Source organism: Streptomyces sp. NBC_00887 (assembly GCF_045207585.1).
Window position 1 is genome coordinate 4,247,712 of sequence record NZ_CP108788.1, and the last position, 19,484, is coordinate 4,267,195.

Consider the following 19,484-nt stretch of genomic DNA (forward strand, 5'->3'; position numbering starts at 1 on the left):
GGCGTGGAGAATCCGGACGAGAACACGTACGCACCCGGCGTCGAGATCGAGACGCTCACCGCATTCGACGTGGCGGTCGCCGCCGGAACCCTGGCCGGCCATCGTGTCCAGTCCGTCGACCTGACCGGCCGGAGCGAGGCGCTCCTCGTGACCGGGACCAGGGGCACGGTCTTCCTCGGCTGCCGCATGGACCCCCGCGCCGAGGCGAAGATACGGGCGGACGGGGCGTTCGTCTTCCCGCCGGTGCCGGGGCTGCCCTTCGACCCGTACCGCGGACTGCTCTACACCCCCGACGCCCTCTACGAGGGCTTGGCCGAGGGCGGTTACGGCTCGACGCCGGACGCGCGGGCGTACGACTGGTTCCAGCTGACCAAGTCGAACGGCGATGTCTTCGCCTCGATGCTGCGGGCGCTCCACGACGACGCGGTCTCCGACGCCCTGGACGAACACCTGGTCGGGGCCCGGGTGGTGGGCGTGATGGGCGGCCACGCGATGGCCCGCGGTTCCGAGGCGTACCGTGGCGCCGCCACCCTCGGCAGGGAGCTGGCCCGCAGCGGTCTGACCGTGGCGACGGGCGGCGGCCCGGGTGCCATGGAGGCGGCCAACCTCGGCGCGTACGCCGCCCCGCACTCCGACGCGATGCTGCTCAAGGCCTGCGAACTCCTCGCCAGTTCGCCGTCGTTCAGCACCTCGGTCACCGACTGGGCGACGGCGGCCTTCGCCGTGCGGAGCCGCTGGCCCGACGGTGGATCCTCGGTCGCGGTCCCGACCTGGTTCTACGGCCACGAGCCGCCGAACGCCTTCGCCGACCACATCGCCAAGTACTTCGCGAACGCCGTGCGCGAGGACGGGCTGCTGGCCCGCTCGAACGCCGGTGTGATCTTTCTGCCCGGCGCCGCCGGGACCGTGCAGGAGATCTTTGACAACGCGACGCCGAACTACTACGAGTCGCGTTCCGCTCCCACGCCGATGGTGCTGGTGAACCGCGCGCACTGGACGGAGAAGCTGCCCGCCTGGCCGCTGCTGAGCGCGCTGGCGGCGGACCGGGCGATGGAGTCCCGTATCGCGCTCGTCGACACGGTGGAGGAGGCAGCCGGAGCCCTCGCCCGGCTGACGGGCTGACGGGCTGTCCGGCCGGCCCGGGTTCCGGCCGGCTCAGCGGGCGGCGAGGCGGGCGTCCAGGGCGTCGAAGAAGGCATCCCAGCCGTCCTCGGCCGCCGCGTACTGCTCGGGCGTGAGATTGCCGCCGCGCTGCTGGAAGACCATCTCGGTCGACTTCCTGCTCAGCTCGGTGAAGGTGACCGTGACGGTCTCGCCCTCGACGTCCGCGGGCGCGCTCCTGTCCTTCAGCGTGAAGACGAGCCGCTCGGGGGCGGACACCTCACGGTAGACGCCGTGGAACGGCATCTCCGCGCCGGGCACGACGATGACCACGCTCCACTCACCGCCCGGCGTGACGTCCATCGACAACCGGTCCAGCGGCACGTCCGCTTCGCCCCCGTACCAGGCGGCGAAGTCCTCGGGGACCGTCCAGGCGGCGAAGACCCGGTCCCGCGGTGCCTCGACGACGCGGGTGATGTCGATGCCCTCGCGCGCTGATCCAGTCATGACCCCAGTCCTTCCCGACGGTTCCGTGTCCAGGGGACCAGGCTCCGGGGGGCTCCGCCAGCCGGACGGGTCAGACCGCGTGGGCCCGGGACAGGACCACCGTCTCCGCCACGTCGAACGTCACGCCCACCCTGGCCCCCTCCTCCGGGGCGTCCCGCAGCCCGCACTCGGCCTCCAGAACGGGCCCGTCGGCGGGGTGCAGGGTCACGGCGACATGGTGGCCCCGGAACGTGCGCGCGCCCACCGTGCAGGTCAGCCCCTCCTGCGCGCCGCCGATCCGTACCCCGGCCGGCCGGACCAGCAGCTCGCGCGCGCCCTGGGGCGAGTCGCCGGGCACCGGCACCTTGCCCCAGGGCGTGTCGGCGGCCGTGCCGGTCACCGTCGCGTCCACCACGTTGTCGAAGCCGAGGAACCGGGCGACGAACGCGGAGGCCGGGCGCTGCCAGACCTCCAGAGGGGTTCCCGCCTGAGCGATCCTGCCGTCCCGCATGACCACCACCCGGTCCGCGAGGGCGAAGGCCTCGCCCTGGTCGTGGGTGACGGCGAGCACCGTCGTACCGAGCCGGCCGAAGAGGGTGCGCAGCTCGACGACGAGCCGTTCGCGCAGGCTCCGGTCCAGCTGCCCGAGCGGCTCGTCCAGCATCAGCAGTTTCGGGCGGGGTGCCAGCGCGCGGGCGAGGGCGACGCGCTGCTGCTCGCCACCCGACAGGGCGGCGACGGCCCGCCGTCCGGCGCCGGGCAGGCCGACGAGGTCGAGGAGCTCGTCGGCCCTGCGGTCGCGCTCGGCCCGGGAGACCCCGTGCATCCGCAGCCCGAACGCGACGTTCGCGCCGACGTCCCTGTGGGGGAACAGCTGGTGGTCCTGGAACATCAGCCCGAGCCCGCGCCGGTGCACCGGCACGGCGGCCTGGTCGGCACCGTCCAGGAGCACCCGTCCGCCGTCCAGCCGCTGCAGCCCCGCGACGACCCGCAGGAGCGTCGACTTTCCGCTGCCGCTGGGCCCGAGGACACAGACGATCTCGTGCTCGGCGACCTCCAGGTCCACGGCGTCCAGCGCGGTTCGCTTCCCGAAGCGGACCGTGGCCGAATCCAGTGCCAGCATCTCTAGAACTCCCCGGATCGGTCGGTGCGGATACGTTCGAGCAGGAGCAGCGACACCGCGCAGACGAGCATCAGGATCGTGCTGAGTGCCATCGCCTGCCCGTAGTTGAGCTCCCCGGACCGCCCCAGCAGCCGGGCGACCGCCACCGGCAGGGTGGGGTTGTCGGGGCGTGCGATGAACACCGTCGCGCCGAACTCGCCGAGCGACACGGCGAACGCGAAGCCCGCGGCCACCAGCAGCGCCCGCCGCACCAGCGGCAGGTCGACCTCGCGCCAGGCCCGCAGCGGCGAGGCGCCGAGCACCGCCGCGGCCTCCCGCAGCCGGTCGTCGACCGCGCGCAGGACGGGCAGCATGGTCCGTACGACGAAGGGGACGCCCACCAGCGCCTGGGCGAGCGGTACGAGGATCCAGGACGTACGCAGGTCCAGGGGCGGCTCGTCGAGCGTGATCAGGAAGCCGAAGCCGACGGTGACGGCGGACACCCCGAGAGGCAGCATCAGCAGCGCGTCGAAGCCGCGCACCAGCGGCCCTGCCCGCCTCGTCAGCGCCGCCGCGGCGAGACCGCCGATCACGAGGGCGATGAGGGTCGCGACCAGCGCGTACTGCAGCGAGTTCCAGATGGCCTCCAGAGGCGGGACCAGGAACGTGGAGCCGCTCGCGTCGGCGGACTGCAGCGCGCGGTAGAAGCCGAAGCCGTAGCCGCCGGACGTGTCCACGGAGCGCTCCACCAGCACACCGAGGGGCGCGACGATGAGCAGCGCGACGGTCAGCAGTACGCCGCCGAGCAGGGCCCGCTGCCCGGCCCCGCGCGGCCGGCGGGAGGTCTGTGCCGGGTCGACGAGCTTCAGCGCGGTCTCCCTGCGCCGTACGGTCCACGCGTGTACGGCGAGGATCCCGCCGACCGCGGCGAACTGCACCAGGGTCAGCACGGCGGCCGTCGGCAGATCGAGCAGCTGGGCGGTCTGCCGGTAGATCTCCACCTCCAGGGTGGAGTAGGCAGGACCGCCGAGGATCTGGACGACTCCGAAGGAGGTGAACGTGAAGAGGAAGACCATCAGTGCGGCGGCGCCCACGGCCGGCGCCAGCGCGGGCAGGGTCACCCGTCGCCACGCCGCGAGGCGTCCGGCGCCGAGCACCCGGGCAGCCTCCTCCTGACGGGGGTCGAGCTGCGACCACAGGCCGCCGACGGTCCGTACGACGACCGCGTAGTTGAAGAAGACATGGGCGAGGAGGATCGCCCAGACCGTGGTGTCGAGCCGGACGCCCCACAGCTCGTCGAGGAATCCGCCGCGCCCCAGCAGTGCCAGGAAAGCCGTTCCCACGACGACCGTCGGCAGGACGAACGGCACGGTCACGACCGCACGCAGCAGTTGCTTGCCGGGGAAGTCGAACCGGGCGAAGACATAGGCGCCCGGCAGCGCGATCAGCAGCGTGAGCACGGTCGACGCGAGCGCCTGCCAGGTGGTGAACCAGAGGACGTCGGCGATGTCCGGCCGGCTCAGTACCTCGCCGATCCGGCCGAACTGCCAGACGCCGTCCGCCTTCAGTCCCCGGCCGACGATCGCGACGACGGGGTAGGCGAAGAACAGCGCGAAGAACGCGACGGGCACGGCCATCAGGCCGAGCCGCGCCGCGTTCCCCCCGCGCGGGGGACGCGCGGCTACTTCACGACGAGCGAGGACCACGACCGGACCCACTGCTCACGGTTCTTGGCGATCTTCTCCGGGGCCACGGTCGTCGGCTTGTCGACGGTCGCACCGAACTTCGTGAAGAGCTCCGGCAGCTCCGCGTCCTCGGCGACCGGGTTCACGAACATGTTGAGCGGCATGTCCTCCTGGAACTGCTTGCTGATCAGGAAGTCCAGCAGCGCCTTACCGCCCGCCTCGTTCTTCGCACCGTCCAGCAGGCCGGCGAACTCGATCTGGCGGAAGCAGGTTCCGGTGGCGACCCCGGTCGGTGCCTCGGTGGGCTGCGGCTCCGCGTACAGCACCTCGACGGGCGGGCTGGAGGCGTACGAGACGACGAGCGGCCGGTCTGCCTTGGTCTTCTTGCCGCCCGCCGAGCCGGAGAACTCCTCGTTGTACGCCTGCTCCCAGCCGTCGACGACCTTGACGCCGTTGCCCTTCAGCTTCTTCCAGTAGTCCTGGTAGCCGTCCTCGCCGTACGTGGCGACGGTGCCGAGGAGGAAGCCGAGGCCGGGCGAGGAGGTCGCGGCGTTCTCGGTGACGAGGAGGTTCTTGTACGCGGGCTTCAGCAGGTCGTCGAACGACTGCGGCGGCGCGAGCTTCTTGTCGGCGAAGTACTTCTTGTCGTAGTTGATGCAGATGTCGCCGGTGTCGACGGGCGTGACCCGGTGCTTGTCCGCGTCGAGCTGGGTGTCGGCCGCGACGCGGTCGAGCCCCTTCGCCTCGTACGGGGTGAACAGTCCGTTGTCCAGGGCTCGTGAGAGCAGCGTGTTGTCGATGCCGAAGAACACATCGCCGCGGGGGGATCCCTTGGTCAGGATCTCCTGGTTGAGCGCGGCACCGGCGTCACCGCTCTTCAGCACCTTGACCGTGTAGCCGGTCTCCTTCGTGAACTCCTTCAGGACCGCCTCCGAGGCGTTGAAGGAGTCGTGGCTGACGAGGGTCACGGTCTTGGACGCCTTGGAGTTCCCGGAACCCGAGGCGTCGTCGTCGGATCCGCCGCAGCCCGCGAGCACGGTCACGCCGAGCGCGGCGGCCAGCGCCGTCGCGGCGCACTTCGTGGTGGTGTTCATGTGATTCCTCCTGGACGTGACCAGGAAGAGACGCGGCCCTGCCCGCTCGGCGAGCGGGCAGGGCGCAACAGCTTGAGTAAGGTCCGAACTTCCTACCCGGAATGACCCGGGCGAGGTTCAGAGGGTCTGCGGCTCGGTGCCGCACTCTCAGCGCTGTGGCGCTCCCCTGTCGGAATATGAAGTTGATTTCCGGGCCAGGCTACACCGGCCGGATCACGCCGTTCCGGCCGGATGGCGCCCGTCCCCGGAACCTTGTCAGCGCTCGGAGGCCGCCAGCTGTCCGCAGGCCCCGTCGATCTCCTGACCACGGGTGTCACGGACCGTGACGGGTACACCATGAGCGGCGATCGCGTCGACGAACGCCTTCTCGTCCTCGGGCCGCGAGGCGGTCCACTTGGAACCGGGCGTCGGGTTCAGCGGGATGAGGTTGACGTGCACGCGCTTGCCCTTGAGCAGCCGGCCGAGCCGGTCGCCCCGCCATGCCTGGTCGTTGATGTCGCGGATCAGCGCGTACTCGATGGAGATGCGGCGGCCGGACTTCTCGGCGTACTCCCACGCCGCGTCCAGCACCTCCCGGACGTTCCACCGCGTGTTCACGGGAACGAGGGTGTCGCGCAACTCGTCGTCCGGGGCGTGGAGCGAGACGGCGAGACGGCACTTGAAGCCCTCGTCGGCGAAGCGCAGCATGGCCGGCACCAGGCCCACCGTGGACACGGTGATCCCGCGCTGCGAGAGTCCGAGGCCGTCCGGCTCGGGGTCGGTCAGCCGCCGGATCGCCCCGACGACGCGCTTGTAGTTGGCCAGGGGCTCACCCATACCCATGAAGACGATGTTGGAGAGCCGCGCGGGCCCGCCCGGGACCTCACCGTCACGCAGCGCCCGCATCCCGTCCACGATCTGGTGCACGATCTCGGCCGTGGAGAGATTGCGGTCGAGGCCGGCCTGCCCGGTCGCGCAGAACGGGCAGTTCATCCCGCACCCGGCCTGCGAGGAGATGCACATCGTCACCCGGTCCGGATACCGCATGAGGACGGACTCGACGAGCGTCCCGTCGTGCAGCTTCCAGAGCGTCTTACGGGTGGTGTCGTCGTCGCAGCTGATGTGGCGCATCACGGACATCAGGTCGGGGAACAGCGCCTCGGCGAGCTTCTCCCGCGAACCGGCCGGAATGTTGCTCCACTCGGCCGGGTCGTGCGCGTACCGCGCGAAGTAGTGCTGCGACAGCTGCTTGGCGCGGAAGGGCTTCTCGCCGGTCGCGGCGACTGCTTCCTTGCGCTCGTCGGGGGTGAGGTCGGCGAGGTGCCGCGGCGGCTGCTTGGCTCCGCGGGGCGCGACAAACTGGAGTTCTCCGGGCTTAGGCATGGTTCTTCCAGTGTCGCAGACACGCCGTGGTACCAGAGGTCGTCGCCGGCCGGGGCGGGGTGGGGCGCGACCGTGTCCGGGCCGCTGCCGGTGCTGTCCGTCGATGTCGGAGGCCTTGTGACGGCCCTCGGACGGGCCCGGGCCACTCGCAGGACCGTGACCGATCGCACCCGAGGACAGCTGTACGCAGTGCGGCTTCTCCGCACCGGTGCCGAGGCCCGGGCTCAGCACGAGTGAGGGCCCGCCGCCCCGTGGGCAACGGACCCTCACTCGTAGAACCCGCAGGTCACACGGGGACGCAGCAGCGAATCAGCCGGATCCGACGAACAACACCAGCAGCAGCCAGACCACCGGTGCGGTCGGCAGCAGCGAGTCGAGCCGGTCCATGATGCCGCCGTGGCCCGGCAGCAGCGTGCCCATGTCCTTGATCCCGAGGTCCCGCTTGATCATGGACTCGCCCAGGTCGCCGAGGGTGGCGCTGGCGGCGACCGCGAGGCCCAGCAGCAGTCCCTGCCACCACCTGCCGTCGTCGATCAGGAACTCCATGCACAGGGCACCGGCGACCATCGCGAAACCGATCGCGCCGAACAGGCCCTCGCGGGTCTTCCCGGGGCTGATGCGCGGTGCGAGCTTGTGCGTGCCGAAGCGCCAGCCGACGGCGTACGCACCGGTGTCGGCGACCACGGTGAGCAGCAGGAAGGTCAGCACGCGCCACGGACCGTCGTCCGCGGTGAGCATCATCGCGACGAACGTCGCCAGGAACGGCACGTAGAAGACGGCGAAGACACCGGCCGTGACGTCCTTGAGGTAGCCCTCCGGCGACTCGGTCATCCGCCAGACGAGCACCGCGAGCGCGGTGAGCGCCATGGCGACCCAGGCGCCCTCCGCGTCCCGCACGTAGCCGGCGACGACCATGGCGGCGCCGCCGACGGCGAGCGGCACGAGGGGGGCGTTGATCCCCTTGCGCTCCTTGAGGCGCGAGGTGAGCTCCCAGAGCCCGACCACCACCGCCAGCACGACCACACCGACGAAGACGGCCTTCACGATGAAGAGCGAACCGGCGACGACCACGCCGAGACCGAGACCGACCCCTATCGCGGCGCGCAGATCACGACCTGCCCGCTTCTTCTGCGGTGGGGGCGACGGCAACGCGGTGGACATGGGCTCCTGCTGCTTCTCGTCACGGAACAGGGGACCGCTGACGTGCGCGGCGTCCCTGTCCCGGTTGTCGCGGTCGTCTGCGTCTCTACCTGCGTCGGGAACGTCCGGCACGATGGGCATGGGCCGAGTCTGCTGGGCGCCGTGCACATCGTGGGCAGGACCCGCCGGAGCGACCCCCGTCTCGGGCGCACCCCAGTAGCCGGCTCCCTGCGGGGCGCCCAAGGAAGAGTCGTTCATCAGACTTCGAGCAGCTCGGCTTCCTTGTGCTTGAGCAGCTCGTCCACCTGTGCGACGTACTTCGCGGTGGTGTCGTCGAGCTCCTTCTCCGCGCGGCGGACCTCGTCCTCGCCGGACTCCTTGTCCTTGACGAGCTTGTCGAGCGACTCCTTGGCCTTGCGGCGGATGGAGCGGATCGAGATCTTGGAGTCCTCGGCCTTGGTCTTGGCGACCTTGATGTACTCCTTGCGACGGTCCTGCGTGAGCTCGGGGAACGTCACACGGATGATGTTGCCGTCGTTGCTCGGGTTGACGCCGAGGTCGGAGTCACGGATCGCCTGCTCGATGTTGCGCAGCGCGGTCTTGTCGAACGGAGTCACCACTGCCATGCGCGGCTCGGGGACCGAGAACGAGGCCAGCTGGTTGATCGGGGTCAGCGCGCCGTAGTAGTCGGCGACGATCTTGTTGAACATCGCCGGGTGCGCACGGCCGGTACGGATCGCGGCAAAGTCCTCTTTGGCGACCACCACGGCCTTCTCCATCTTCTCCTCGGCCTCGAGGAGGATTTCTTCGATCACCACGTGCTCCTGCGTGTCTTGAGTGGGCCCGGCATCGTCGGGCCCTGCGGATCCTGCGTCGCGTCCTCACCTGCACGGTGTCCGACCGGCAGGCCGTTGTCCATCCTTTGGGCCGTCAGGCCCGGGTGCTCTCGTCACTCACGAGCGTGCCGATCTTCTCACCCTTGACCGCGCGGGCGATATTGCCCTCCGCGGTCAGCTCGAAGACGAGGATCGGGAGCTGATTGTCACGGCAGAGCGTGATGGCGGTGGCGTCGGCGACCTTGAGGTCACGGGCGAGCACCTCGCTGTATTCCAGCGCGTCGAACTTCACCGCACCGGGGTTGTTCTTCGGGTCGGAGTCGTAGACCCCGTCCACCCCGTTCTTCCCCATCAGCAGCGCCTCCGCCTCGATCTCGAGGGCGCGCTGGGCGGCGGTGGTGTCGGTGGAGAAGTACGGCATGCCCATGCCCGCGCCGAAGATGACGACGCGCCCCTTCTCCAGGTGCCGTACGGCACGGAGCGGGATGTACGGCTCCGCGACCTGACCCATGGTGATGGCGGTCTGGACGCGTGAGTCGATGCCCTCCTTCTCCAGGAAGTCCTGCAGCGCCAGGCAGTTCATGACCGTGCCGAGCATGCCCATGTAGTCGGAGCGTGCCCGGTCCATGCCGCGCTGCTGGAGCTCGGCGCCACGGAAGAAGTTGCCACCGCCGATGACGACCGCGATCTCCGCGCCGTCCCGTACGACCGCGGCGATCTCGCGGGCGATGGTGTGCACGACATCGGGGTCGACGCCGAGACCCCCACCACCGGCGAACGCCTCGCCGGACAGCTTCAGCATGAAGCGACCGGAAATCTTGCCGTCGTCGCCCTTGTGGTCACCCTGGGAGGCGTCTGCGCCCTTGTTCATGGAGATTCTCCTCGTGCACATACGAAGAAGGCCATTGCCGGTGGGTCTGGTGTCCCTCAGCGGCAATGGCCTCCTCGTCAGTTCTGCGGTCGTCCGGCATGAGTGCGGCCAGCGACTGCACCAGACCCTATCGGGGTCCGCCGTTGTTCGCGGACGGACTCAGATGCCGACCTTGATGCGCGCGAAGCGCTTCAGGCTGACACCGGCCTCGTCCAGGACCTTCTGGACGGACTTCTTGGCGTCCTTGGCGAACGCCTGCTCCAGGACGACGACGTCCTTGAAGAAGCCGTTGACACGACCCTCGACGATCTTCGGGAGGGCGGCCTCCGGCTTGCCCTCCTCACGCGAGGTGGCCTCGGCGACACGGCGCTCGTTCTCGACCGTCTCGGCGGGGACCTCGTCGCGGTTGAGGTACTTCGGGGCGAAGGCAGTGATGTGCTGCGCGACGTCCTTGGCCACCTCGGCGTTGGGCTTGTCCAGCTCGACGAGCACGCCGACCTGCGGCGGGAGGTCGGGCATCGTGCGGTGCATGTACGCGGCCACGTAACCGCCGGTGAACTGCGCGAAGCGGTCCAGGACGATCTTCTCGCCGAGGTTGGCGTTGGCCTCGTCCACGTACGCCTGGACCGTCTTGCCGGGCTCGATCTCCGAGGCGAGGAGCGCCTGGATGTCGGCCGGGGAGGTCGCGGCGACGTGCGCGGCGAGCGTGTTGGCGACGGCCTGGAACTTCTCGCCCTTGGCGACGAAGTCCGTCTCGCACTTCAGCTCGAGCAGGACGCCGGACGTCTTGTCCTCGGAGATGAGGGAGACGACGGCGCCGTTCTCGGCAGAACGGCCCTCGCGCTTGGCGACGCCCTTCTGGCCCTTGATGCGGAGCGCCTCGACGGCGCCGTCGACGTTGCCGTCGGCCTCGTCGAGCGCCTTCTTGCAGTCCATCATGCCGGCGCCGGTGAGCTCGCGGAGCTTCTTGACGTCAGCGGCGGTGTAGTTCGCCATGAGTCTGTTTCTCTCTCGAAGTCTGAAAGATCTACGGGTGAACGGCGGGGGCGGTGCCAGTGGCACCGGCCCCCGCCGTCATTCAGCCGTGACTGACGGGTGTCAGGCCTGCTCGTCCGTGGCCGGAGCCTCGGCGGCGGGGGCGTCCGCGGCCGGAGCCTCGGCAGCCGGGGTCTCGGCCTCCTCGGCAGCGACGACGGCCGGCTCGGCGTCGGCGGCCTTCTCGGTCTCGGCGGAGGACTGAACCTCGGCGTCGTCCTTCTTCTCGCCCTCGAGCAGGTCTCGCTCCCACTCGGCGAGCGGCTCGCCGGCGGCCTTCTCGCCCGGCTTCGAGTCACCGGTCGCGGCACCGGAACGGGCGATGAGGCCCTCGGCGACGGCGTCGGCGATCACGCGGGTGAGCAGGGTGACGGAGCGGATCGCGTCGTCGTTGCCCGGAATCTTGTAGTCGACCTCGTCGGGGTCGCAGTTGGTGTCGAGGATCGCGACGACCGGGATGTGGAGCTTGCGCGCCTCACCGACGGCGATGTGCTCCTTCTTGGTGTCGACGATCCAGACGGCGCTCGGCACCTTCTGCATCTCGCGGATACCACCGAGGGTCTTCTCCAGCTTGGCCTTCTCGCGGGAGAGGACCAGGAGCTCCTTCTTGGTGAGGCCGGAGGCGGCCACGTCCTCGAAGTCGATGAGCTCGAGCTCCTTCAGACGCTGAAGGCGCTTGTAGACGGTGGAGAAGTTGGTGAGCATGCCACCGAGCCAACGCTGGTTGACGTACGGCATGCCGACGCGCGTCGCCTGCTCGGCGATGGCCTCCTGCGCCTGCTTCTTCGTACCCACGAACATGACGGAGCCGCCGTGGGCGACGGTCTCCTTGACGAACTCGTAGGCGCGGTCGATGTACGACAGCGACTGGAGCAGGTCGATGATGTAGATGCCGTTGCGCTCGGTGAAGATGAAGCGCTTCATCTTCGGGTTCCAGCGACGGGTCTGGTGACCGAAGTGGACGCCGCTTTCCAGCAGCTCCCGCATCGTGACGACGGCCATGGCCGTACTCCTTGAGGTGCTCGGTTATCGCGACCGCAGGTTTGCTGTCGCGCCTGACGCCCCGACGCGCCGTGCCACGAGGGACCGAGGAGCGCGGACACCTCCGAAGAAAGGGAGGTGGCGGGGCGTGCGAAGTCGACCCGGTGACCCGGATCGCCAAAAGAAGTGTACGGGACCCGTCGAGTGCCGGGTGACGGCGATGTCCACAACCGGTCGGCTGTCCACAGATCCGGTCCATGATCCCCGCGGAACCGCCCGCCGGGAGATCGTTCCGCCATGTACCGCACTTCCGAAACAAGCGTACGGCGGTTCCACGCCGCGCTGCCGGTGGTCCTGGTGGCCGTGCTGAGCGCTCTGCTCACCGTGCTGCCGGCACGGTCCGGCGCCCTGGCGGCACCGGGGCCCGCGCCGGAGGGTGACCGTGCCTGGCCGCTCGCGGGCAGGCCACTGGTGGTACGGGGATGGGAGCCGCCCGCCGGTCCGTACGCCCGGGGCCACCGGGGCGTCGACCTCGCCGCGCGGCCGGGCACCCCGGTGATGGCCGCTGCGCCGGGCCGGGTCTCGTTCGCGGGGCCCGTGGCGGGGCGCGGGGTGGTCTCGGTCGAGGTGGCCGGAAGCGGTGAGCCGCCGCTGCGCATCACGTACGAGCCCGTGCGCGCGCAGGTCGCGAAGGGCGACGAGCTCGTGGCGGGCCAGGTGGTGGGGGTGACCGGGCAGGGGCCGTCCCACTGCGCGGCCGGCTGCCTGCACTGGGGGCTGCGGCGGGGTGACGCCTATCTGGATCCGCTGTCGCTGCTCCCCCCGTCACTGCTGCGCCGCGGGCCCTCCCGCCTGTTGCCGGTCTTCGGCGTACCACTGCCGGGGACGGAACCTGCGCCACGGCCCGGGCAGGCCCGACCTGTGCCGCGGTCCGGGCGCGCCGCCGCGGTCGGGGCGCAGCCGACCGGTTACGGCACGGGCGGGTACGGACCGGGCGGGTTCGCGCAGGTCGTCGTGGTGCTGCTGCTCGTGACGGGAGCTGTCACCGTTCACCGAAGCCGCAGGGGGCGCCGCCGGCGGTTCAGCCGCGTACGCCGCGCAGGACCATCGCCACGGCCGTGTCCGCGACCACGCCGGGCTCCTCCGCCGCGCCCAGCTCGATCCGGCGCACCGCAGCGTCCACCGAGCCCTGCAGAAGCATCGCGGCCAGCCGCGGCTGGGCATGGCCCAGGTCGCCGAGCGCCTCGACGATCATGGCGATCAGTCCCCCGTGCGCGGCCCTGATCTTCTCGCGCGCACCCGCGTCCAGCTCGCTCGCGGAGATCGCGACGACCGCGCGGTGCCGCCGGTCGCCCACCAGATCGAGCTGCCGGCGCACATAGGCCTCGATCTTCTCCTCGGGCGTCCCGGCCCGGTCCATCGCGTTCTCGACCTCGGCGGCCCAGACGGGAAAGTCGACGGCGCAGAGTTCCTCGACGACGGCCGCACGGGAGCGGAAGTACTCATAGACGGAGGACCTGGCGAGGCCGGTGCGCTCGGCGAGGGCGGGGAAGGTCAGCGCTTCCGTACCGCCCTCGGACAGCAGGGAGCGTGCGGCGTCCAGGAGGGCGCCGCGCTGCATGGTCCGGTGCTCGGCCACGGAGGCCGCTCGAATCCTGGGCACGCCTCCACTCTACGGCGGCATCTGTTCGAGAGGGGGTGCCCGGTTGCGATCGGGTGGCCGAAGCCGCCCCGGCTCAGCGGCCGGCGTCCGCCAGTTTGGCCCGGAGCTGCAGCACGGACTTGGTGTGGATCTGGCTGACCCGGCTCTCGGTGACTCCGAGGACGTTCCCGATCTCGGCGAGGGTGAGGCCCTCGTAGTAGTAGAGGGTGACCACGGTCTTCTCGCGTTCGGGGAGGGTGTTGATCGCGCGGGCAAGCAGCCGTCTGAGTTCGCGGTCCTCGGCGACCTCGACCGGGTTGTCGGCTGCGGTGTCCTCCAGGGTGTCCATCAGGCTCAGCCGGTCACCCCCCTCACCGCCGACATGCAGGAGTTCCTCCAGAGCCACCACGTTGGCGAGCGACAACTGGCTGAAAATAGCGTGGAGTTCCTCCAGCGCGATACCCATCTCCGCGGCGACCTCGGCCTCCGATGGGGTACGCCGCAGCTGCGCCTCCAACGTGGCGTAGGCGCGCTCCACGTTGCGCGCCTTCTGCCGCACCGACCTCGGGATCCAGTCGAGTGCCCGGAGCTCGTCGATCATCGCGCCGCGGATCCGGGTGATCGCGTACGTCTCGAACTTGATGGCCCGTTCGATGTCGAACTTCTCGATGGCGTCGATCAGCCCGAAGACCCCGGAGGAGACGAAGTCCGCCTGTTCCACATTGGACGGCAGCCCCACACTGACCCGGCCGGCGACGTACTTCACCAGGGGCGAGTAGTGCAGAATCAGCTGCTCCCGGAGGCGCCCGTCGCCAGTGGTCTTGTATGAACGCCACAACTCCTCGAGCGAGGAAGGGGCGGGAGGGCGCACAGTGCCACGCGCAGCCGGTGGTACTGCCGCACGGTCAGACCCGGAGGTGTGCTGGGGCATGTGGTGCCTTGAGCCGTTCTGCTGTGAAGTGCTGGGGACGTATCTCTGGGGCGGATTCCTTGTGAGCGTAGCGTGACTGAAGTGTTGCGGTGCGCGCAGGACAACGGATCCGTGCTGTGCAATTCCGTTCCGAATCCCCCGCCGTCGGACATGGCCGAAGACCGGGAACGTCACCGCGCGCACCGGCCCCGGCGGCCCGAACAGGCGCCGCCGAAGTCATCTGCATCACCTTTTCACCCGTTTGCTGCTGGTCAAGTAACGCCTCGCCGCACGTCCCCATTGCGTGTCCGTACCACCGTCAACCGCCATCCGTCGCCCTCGCGTTCGACGAACCCCAGTGAGTGCAGTTCGTACAACCGCCCGAGTGCCTCATCGGTGCTGGTACCGGCGGTGCGGGCGACGTCACGCCCCTCCATCGCTCCCCTGCGGGGCAGCGCGTCCAGGACCCGGGCGCTGACGGCGTCCAGGAGGTCCCTCGGCAGCACCGGGCCTCGCCTGGCCGGGGCCAGATCGCCGATCTCGCCCACCAGTTCGGCGATTTCGGCGGCGTCGGTGACCAGGACGCCCTCGCCGCGCAGCAGTTCGTGGACCCCTGCCGACAGGCCACTGGTGGCGGGGCCCGGCACCCCCATCGTGTAGCGGCCGAGCCGCTGTGCGCTCCTGGCGGTGACCAGCGAGCCGCTGCGGTATTCGGCCTCCACCACGACGGTTCCCCTCGTCAGGGCGGCGATCACCCGGTTCCTGAGGATGAACCTGCTGCGGGTGGGGTGCTCGGAGGGTGGCAACTCCGCGATGACGAGCCCTTGTTCGACCATGCGTCCGATCAACTCCGCGTGGCCCCGCGGATAGGCGACATCCACCCCGCAGGCCAGCACCGCCATGGTCGCCCCGCCCGCGGCCAGGGCGCCGCGATGAGCCGCACCGTCCACCCCGAAGGCGGCCCCCGAGACGACCACCCAGCCCCGTTCGGCCAGCCCCGCGCCGATACTCGCCGCCATGTGCGCCCCATACGGTGTGCAGGCCCGGGCTCCGACGACGGCGACCGAGCGCAGCGCCCAAAGGCGCAGGTCGGGGAGCCCTCGAACCCAGAGCCCGATGGGCCGCGCGTCCGACAGGTCGTCGAGCTGGCTCGGCCACTCCGGGTCGCCGGGACAGACGAACCGCCCTCCGACCTCGGCCACGTCCGACAGGTCCCGCTCGGGATCGACGGTCGAAGCCCGTAGGCGGTAGCCGCTCAGCCTTGTCGCGGTCATGCCCTTCAGCGTCTCCGCCGAGCCGTCCGCGACGGTGAGGCGTCTGATCAGCTCTACGGGACCCACCTCGCGGAGCCAGCGGCCCGCGCGCTCGTCCCCCGGCTCGAAGATGCGGGTCAGCGCGGCCCGCGCCGGCCGCTCCCGGCCGGTGCGGGCCGACGGGCCGTTCACGAGGCACCGGCCCGCACGGGTACGCCCCGGTGAATGCCCGTCCGCAGCTCCAGGGCCGTCGCGATGTCGGAGGCGTCCGGGCGGTCGGCGGCCCTCAGGTCCGCCACCGTCCACGCGACCCGGAGCACGCGGTCCAGGCCCCGGGCGGTGAGGATGCCGCGTTCCATGTCGCGCTCCGCGGCCATCAACGCACCGGGCGCCGCGAGCAGCCTGGTCCGCAGCTCATGACCGGGGACTTCGCTGTTGGTGGTCCAGGGCGTGCCCGCCAGCCGGTCCGCGGCCCGCACCCTCGCCTCCCGCACCCGGGCGGCGACATCGGCCGAGGTCTCGCCCCGTCCTCCACGCCCCATCAGATCCGCCCGGCCCACCGGCTCGACCTCCACCCGCAGGTCCACCCGGTCCAGCAGCGGCCCGGAGAGCCGAGCCTGGTAGCGGCGGACCACGGAGGGCGGGCATTCGCAGCCCGCGCCCGTCAGGGTGTGCCGGCCGCACGGACAGGGGTTCGCGGCCAGGACCATCAGGAACCTGGCGGGCAACCGCACCACTCCGGCCGAACGTGCGACGACCACGTGTCCGGATTCCAGGGGCTGACGCAGCGCGTCCAGCGCCCGTCCGGAGAATTCCGGAGCCTCGTCCAGGAAGAGAACGCCTCTGTGCGCCAGGGACACCGCTCCGGGCCTCGGCAGCCCGTTGCCCCCGCCGACGAGCGACTGCATCGTCGCCGAGTGGTGCGGTGCGCAGTACGGCGCTCTGGTGACCAGTGGTTCACCCGGTGGGAGGATGCCCGCCACCGAGTGCACAGCCGTCACTTCGAGGGATTCCTGCCGGGTCAGCGGCGGCAGGATCGCCGTGAGGCGTTCGGCCAGCATGGTCTTGCCGGCACCCGGCGGCCCGGAGAGCAGCAGGTGGTGTCCGCCTGCCGCGGCGACCTCCAGGGCCTTGCGCGCTCTGGGCTGCCCGGCGACGTCCGCCAGGTCGGGACGGTGCCCCGCGCCCTGCGTGCCGAGCGGCGCGAGGCCCGTGCCGATGCCGGCACCCGGCATCATCAGTCCGGCGAGCATCGCGTCGGGGCGGCCCCGGTCGGCGGCCGGCTCATCGGGCACGGGCTCGTCGCCGAGCACGGCGATCAGCTGCCGCAGGCTCCGCACTCCGAGGACCGAGACCCCGGGCACCAGCGCCGCCTCCCCCGCTGTCTGCTCCGGAACCACGACCTGCCGGTAACCCGCCTCGGCCGCCGCGAGGACGGCGGGGAGCACCCCGCGCACCGGTCGCACCCGGCCGTCGAGGCCGAGCTCCCCGATCATCACCACATCGGCGATGGCCGCGGGGTCGATCCGCTCCGCGGCGCCGAGCACCGCGCACGCGACGGCGAGGTCGAAGCCGGACCCTCCTTTGGGAACGGACGCGGGGGACAGCCCCACCGTGAGCTTCTTCTGCGGCCACTCGGCCCCGGAATTGACGACTGCGGCCCTGACCCGGTCCCGGCTCTCCACCAGGCTCTTGTCCGGCAGTCCGACCAGGGTGAATGCCGCCACGCCCGGTTCCAGATCGGCCTGGACCTCCACCACCACGCCCTCGACGCCCACCAGCGCCACCGAACACGCCCGCGCGAACCCCATCAGGCCACGCCCCTGACATGCTCGGCGACCGGGGCTCCGCGCCGGGGCAGGATCACACCGACCAGGTCGATCCGGACCCCGCCCCGGGGCGGTCCGCCGTGCCGCTCGAGCCAGACCTCGGCGAGTCGGCGCAGCCGGTCCGCCTTGGCCGGGGTGACGGCCTCCATCGGATGCTCGAAGCATCCCGCCCTGCGGGTCTTCACTTCGCAGAAGACCACCGCGTCGCCGTCTCTGGCGACGATGTCGATCTCTCCTGCGCGACAGCGCCAGTTGCGCTCCAGTACAGCCATACCGGCGTCGGCCAGCAGCCGCGCCGCCAGGTCCTCGCCGTACCGCCCGAGTGCCCCCCGTGCGTTCATGTCGGCACCACCTCCGGCACCGACTCTGACGCGCCCCGCCCGATCTATTGGATCTTGGTGGACAACTCACTCATTGTGAATATTCCGGCCACCCGGACGAGTGAATCGGCACCCGGAACCAGCACCCGGGAGCGGTTGCCGATCATCCGCCCGGGAGTTCGAGATCGCTCTTGTTGAGCTCCTCGATGTTCACGTCCTTGAAAGTCAGCACGCGAACCTGCTTGACGAACCTGGCGGGCCGGTACATGTCCCAGACCCACGCGTCCGCCATGGAAACCTCGAAAAAAACCTCGCCCTGGACCGAGTGCACCTGCATCTCGTAGTCGTTGGTGAGGTAGAAGCGCCGTTCGGTCTCGATCACATATTTGAACAGACCGACGACATCGCGGTACTCCCGGTAGAGCTTCAGCTCCATCTCGGTCTCGTACTTCTCGAGGTCCTCGGCGCTCATGGCATGTTCCCCTTCAGCCGTGCGTCCCCCTATTGTGCGTCAGCGTCACGCACCCCTGGACGATTAGACGATTTCGGGGGCGAGAACCAGCGGATCGCGCGGGGGACCCTCGTCGAGCAGCGTGCGCAGCAGCTCGCCGAGCCTGGTCGGATACACCGTCTCACGCGCCGCCAGAAGTTCGGCGGAGGTCCACCACCTGAGCCCGGCAACGCTGCGGAGCTCCAGCTCGGTGAGCCCTTTCTGGTCCGTGGTGGTCTGCGCCGTTCGAGCCAGGAAGTACCACTCGTCCTGGTCCCAGCGTCGCCCGTCGAACGGGAAGGAGCAGATCCGCTTCCAGAGCACCGGGCCCAGCGCGACGTCCGTGATCCCGGTCTCCTCGGCGAGCTCGCGCAGCGCGGCCTCCGCCCTGGTCTCGTCGCCCTCCAGACCGCCGCCGGGGGTGAACCACCAGCTCGTCCCCGGGTCGTCGGGCTCGAATCCGTGCAGCAGGAGGATCCGGTCATCCGGGTCCAGGAGCACGACCCGGGCGACCTTGCGCTTCTCAGCGGGCACCGGCGGCGGCACCTGCCCGCTTGTTCCCGCGTGCGGAGCGTCCCGCGACGGCACCGAAGGCTGCCCCGCCCACGATGAGTGCCACGCCCGCCACGACGGCCCCGATCTGCAGTCGCAGCGGACCGCTGGAGGACACACCGCCCGGCAGATCCGCGAAGGCCTCGGGGCGGTCGATCATGCCGTTCATGGGCCACGCGACGGCGTCCACCCGCGCCTGCACGGCGCTGCGCGGCACCGAACCCTGCCCCGGGTCCTTGAGGTGGACCCTGGAGTCCAGCGAACCGGTGCGCTCGTCGCCGAGGAGGAACAGCTGCCCCTCGGGGACCTCGGCCGTGAATTCCTCCACGGAAGCGGGCGCCTCGCCGTCGGCCTCGACCAGCAACGCGCCACCGTTCGCCTGGAGATACGGTTCCTCGATGGGCTTGCCGTTGATGCTCAGCCGGCCGTTCTTGTCGCAGCAGGCGATCTTGTCACCGCCGACACCCACGACCCGTTTCACCATCGGCACATCGCCCCACGCCGCGTCCGTGAAGACGACGACGTCACCGCGCCGTACGTCGGCGCCGTCCATCCGCTCCGCGAGCACCCGGTCCCCGGCGTTCACCGTCGGGGTCATCGACGCCGTCGGCACCGTGTACGGCTGGTACACCACCGCTCCCCAGGCGAATCCGCCGAGGAAGAGCACACAGCCGACGGCCACGGCCAGGTTCGACAACACGTTGCCGAGCCGGCCGCGGCCGTCATCCGTACGTCCCGTTCCGCTCATCCCAGCGCTCCCCCTTCGGAGATCGACAATCGCTGATCCGAGTCGGC

The 19,484-nt window shown here is 70.4% G+C and carries 19 protein-coding genes, 1 pseudogene and 1 riboswitch; of the genes and pseudogenes, 2 read left to right on the plus strand and 18 right to left on the minus strand.

The window, feature by feature from the left end; translation table 11 throughout:
• Positions 1 to 3 precede the first annotated feature (3 nt).
• Complete coding sequence (locus OG844_RS19205; RefSeq protein ID WP_406391815.1) at positions 4 to 1,122, plus strand: LOG family protein; 1,119 nt, start codon at positions 4 to 6, stop codon at positions 1,120 to 1,122.
• A 33-nt stretch (positions 1,123 to 1,155) separates the two neighbouring features.
• Here OG844_RS19205 and OG844_RS19210 read toward each other — a convergent pair whose 3' ends face one another.
• The 10 genes from OG844_RS19210 to rpsB all read right to left on the minus strand — a co-directional run bounded on the left by OG844_RS19210 (position 1,156) and on the right by rpsB (position 11,714).
• On the minus strand, positions 1,156 to 1,608 hold the full coding sequence (locus OG844_RS19210) for an SRPBCC domain-containing protein (RefSeq protein WP_406391817.1): 453 nt from the start codon (positions 1,606 to 1,608) through the stop codon (positions 1,156 to 1,158).
• 70 nt (positions 1,609 to 1,678) lie between these two features.
• On the minus strand, positions 1,679 to 2,710 hold the full coding sequence (locus tag OG844_RS19215) for an ABC transporter ATP-binding protein (RefSeq protein ID WP_406391819.1): 1,032 nt from the start codon (positions 2,708 to 2,710) through the stop codon (positions 1,679 to 1,681).
• Between the two features lie 2 nt (positions 2,711 to 2,712).
• Entirely contained in the window at positions 2,713 to 4,326 is a 1,614-nt protein-coding gene (locus tag OG844_RS19220) for an ABC transporter permease (protein ID WP_406391821.1), read from the minus strand.
• Between the two features lie 44 nt (positions 4,327 to 4,370).
• A complete protein-coding gene (locus tag OG844_RS19225; RefSeq protein WP_406391822.1) occupies positions 4,371 to 5,468 on the minus strand; it encodes a thiamine ABC transporter substrate binding subunit in 1,098 nt (365 codons plus the stop codon).
• Positions 5,469 to 5,539: 71 nt separating this feature from the next.
• A riboswitch (TPP riboswitch) is annotated at positions 5,540 to 5,646 on the minus strand.
• Positions 5,647 to 5,723: 77 nt separating this feature from the next.
• The gene (gene rlmN, locus OG844_RS19230) at positions 5,724 to 6,830 is read right to left on the minus strand and encodes a 23S rRNA (adenine(2503)-C(2))-methyltransferase RlmN (RefSeq protein WP_406391824.1); all 1,107 of its coding nucleotides are present in this window, start codon (positions 6,828 to 6,830) and stop codon (positions 5,724 to 5,726) included.
• A 309-nt stretch (positions 6,831 to 7,139) separates the two neighbouring features.
• A complete protein-coding gene (locus tag OG844_RS19235) occupies positions 7,140 to 8,228 on the minus strand; it encodes a phosphatidate cytidylyltransferase (RefSeq protein ID WP_406391826.1) in 1,089 nt (362 codons plus the stop codon).
• Positions 8,228 to 8,785 carry a ribosome recycling factor gene (gene frr / locus OG844_RS19240; protein WP_031100531.1) on the minus strand — a complete coding sequence of 186 codons (558 nt, stop codon included), beginning with the start codon at positions 8,783 to 8,785 and terminating at the stop codon, positions 8,228 to 8,230. The genes OG844_RS19235 and frr overlap by 1 nt, the downstream gene beginning before the upstream one ends.
• 115 nt (positions 8,786 to 8,900) lie before the next feature.
• On the minus strand, positions 8,901 to 9,677 hold the full coding sequence (pyrH, locus tag OG844_RS19245; RefSeq protein WP_351182181.1) for a UMP kinase: 777 nt from the start codon (positions 9,675 to 9,677) through the stop codon (positions 8,901 to 8,903).
• 159 nt (positions 9,678 to 9,836) lie between these two features.
• Positions 9,837 to 10,673, minus strand: a complete 837-nt coding sequence (tsf, locus tag OG844_RS19250) for a translation elongation factor Ts (RefSeq protein WP_351182178.1) — start codon at positions 10,671 to 10,673, stop codon at positions 9,837 to 9,839.
• A 102-nt stretch (positions 10,674 to 10,775) separates the two neighbouring features.
• Positions 10,776 to 11,714 (minus strand): 30S ribosomal protein S2, encoded by a 939-nt coding sequence (rpsB, locus tag OG844_RS19255; protein WP_406391827.1) that lies wholly within the window; start codon positions 11,712 to 11,714, stop codon positions 10,776 to 10,778.
• Between the two features lie 537 nt (positions 11,715 to 12,251).
• On the opposite strand from rpsB, the pseudogene OG844_RS19260 reads away from it, so the two are divergent.
• A pseudogene (locus tag OG844_RS19260) lies at positions 12,252 to 12,440 on the plus strand (M23 family peptidase); the annotation flags it as partial.
• 334 nt (positions 12,441 to 12,774) lie between these two features.
• Here OG844_RS19260 and OG844_RS19265 read toward each other — a convergent pair.
• The 8 genes from OG844_RS19265 to lepB all read right to left on the minus strand — a co-directional run bounded on the left by OG844_RS19265 (position 12,775) and on the right by lepB (position 19,437).
• Positions 12,775 to 13,332, minus strand: coding sequence for a helix-turn-helix domain-containing protein (locus OG844_RS19265; RefSeq protein WP_351177748.1), 558 nt, complete (start codon positions 13,330 to 13,332; stop codon positions 12,775 to 12,777).
• A gap of 97 nt (positions 13,333 to 13,429) precedes the next feature.
• On the minus strand, positions 13,430 to 14,266 hold the full coding sequence (gene whiG / locus OG844_RS19270; RefSeq protein ID WP_406391828.1) for an RNA polymerase sigma factor WhiG: 837 nt from the start codon (positions 14,264 to 14,266) through the stop codon (positions 13,430 to 13,432).
• Between the two features lie 251 nt (positions 14,267 to 14,517).
• Positions 14,518 to 15,690, minus strand: coding sequence for a DNA-processing protein DprA (gene dprA / locus OG844_RS19275; protein ID WP_406391829.1), 1,173 nt, complete (start codon positions 15,688 to 15,690; stop codon positions 14,518 to 14,520).
• Positions 15,687 to 17,309, minus strand: a complete 1,623-nt coding sequence (locus OG844_RS19280) for a YifB family Mg chelatase-like AAA ATPase (protein WP_406391830.1) — start codon at positions 17,307 to 17,309, stop codon at positions 15,687 to 15,689. Before OG844_RS19280 ends, dprA begins: the two co-directional genes overlap by 4 nt.
• On the minus strand, positions 17,309 to 17,668 hold the full coding sequence (locus OG844_RS19285) for a YraN family protein (protein ID WP_406391831.1): 360 nt from the start codon (positions 17,666 to 17,668) through the stop codon (positions 17,309 to 17,311). The genes OG844_RS19280 and OG844_RS19285 overlap by 1 nt, the downstream gene beginning before the upstream one ends.
• 142 nt (positions 17,669 to 17,810) lie before the next feature.
• Positions 17,811 to 18,119 carry a DUF2469 domain-containing protein gene (locus OG844_RS19290; RefSeq protein ID WP_003965949.1) on the minus strand — a complete coding sequence of 103 codons (309 nt, stop codon included), beginning with the start codon at positions 18,117 to 18,119 and terminating at the stop codon, positions 17,811 to 17,813.
• 63 nt (positions 18,120 to 18,182) lie between these two features.
• Positions 18,183 to 18,671 (minus strand): NUDIX hydrolase, encoded by a 489-nt coding sequence (locus OG844_RS19295; protein WP_406391832.1) that lies wholly within the window; start codon positions 18,669 to 18,671, stop codon positions 18,183 to 18,185.
• A complete protein-coding gene (lepB, locus tag OG844_RS19300; protein WP_406391834.1) occupies positions 18,661 to 19,437 on the minus strand; it encodes a signal peptidase I in 777 nt (258 codons plus the stop codon). Before lepB ends, OG844_RS19295 begins: the two co-directional genes overlap by 11 nt.
• Positions 19,438 to 19,484 lie beyond the last annotated feature (47 nt).

What these genes read in the sequence shown, in the direction of transcription:
- pyrH (WP_351182181.1), bottom strand. Translation starts at nt 9,677, where the DNA reads ATGAACAAGGGCGCAGACGCCTCCCAGGGTGACCACAAGGGCGACGAC.
- OG844_RS19215 (WP_406391819.1), bottom strand. Translation starts at nt 2,710, where the DNA reads ATGCTGGCACTGGATTCGGCCACGGTCCGCTTCGGGAAGCGAACCGCG.
- OG844_RS19235 (WP_406391826.1), bottom strand. Translation starts at nt 8,228, where the DNA reads ATGAACGACTCTTCCTTGGGCGCCCCGCAGGGAGCCGGCTACTGGGGT.
- lepB (WP_406391834.1), bottom strand. Translation starts at nt 19,437, where the DNA reads ATGAGCGGAACGGGACGTACGGATGACGGCCGCGGCCGGCTCGGCAAC.
- tsf (WP_351182178.1), bottom strand. Translation starts at nt 10,673, where the DNA reads ATGGCGAACTACACCGCCGCTGACGTCAAGAAGCTCCGCGAGCTCACC.
- rpsB (WP_406391827.1), bottom strand. Translation starts at nt 11,714, where the DNA reads ATGGCCGTCGTCACGATGCGGGAGCTGCTGGAAAGCGGCGTCCACTTC.
- OG844_RS19210 (WP_406391817.1), bottom strand. Translation starts at nt 1,608, where the DNA reads ATGACTGGATCAGCGCGCGAGGGCATCGACATCACCCGCGTCGTCGAG.
- OG844_RS19280 (WP_406391830.1), bottom strand. Translation starts at nt 17,309, where the DNA reads ATGGGGTTCGCGCGGGCGTGTTCGGTGGCGCTGGTGGGCGTCGAGGGC.
- OG844_RS19220 (WP_406391821.1), bottom strand. Translation starts at nt 4,326, where the DNA reads ATGGCCGTGCCCGTCGCGTTCTTCGCGCTGTTCTTCGCCTACCCCGTC.
- rlmN (WP_406391824.1), bottom strand. Translation starts at nt 6,830, where the DNA reads ATGCCTAAGCCCGGAGAACTCCAGTTTGTCGCGCCCCGCGGAGCCAAG.
- OG844_RS19225 (WP_406391822.1), bottom strand. Translation starts at nt 5,468, where the DNA reads ATGAACACCACCACGAAGTGCGCCGCGACGGCGCTGGCCGCCGCGCTC.
- OG844_RS19285 (WP_406391831.1), bottom strand. Translation starts at nt 17,668, where the DNA reads ATGAACGCACGGGGGGCACTCGGGCGGTACGGCGAGGACCTGGCGGCG.
- OG844_RS19290 (WP_003965949.1), bottom strand. Translation starts at nt 18,119, where the DNA reads ATGAGCGCCGAGGACCTCGAGAAGTACGAGACCGAGATGGAGCTGAAG.
- whiG (WP_406391828.1), bottom strand. Translation starts at nt 14,266, where the DNA reads ATGCCCCAGCACACCTCCGGGTCTGACCGTGCGGCAGTACCACCGGCT.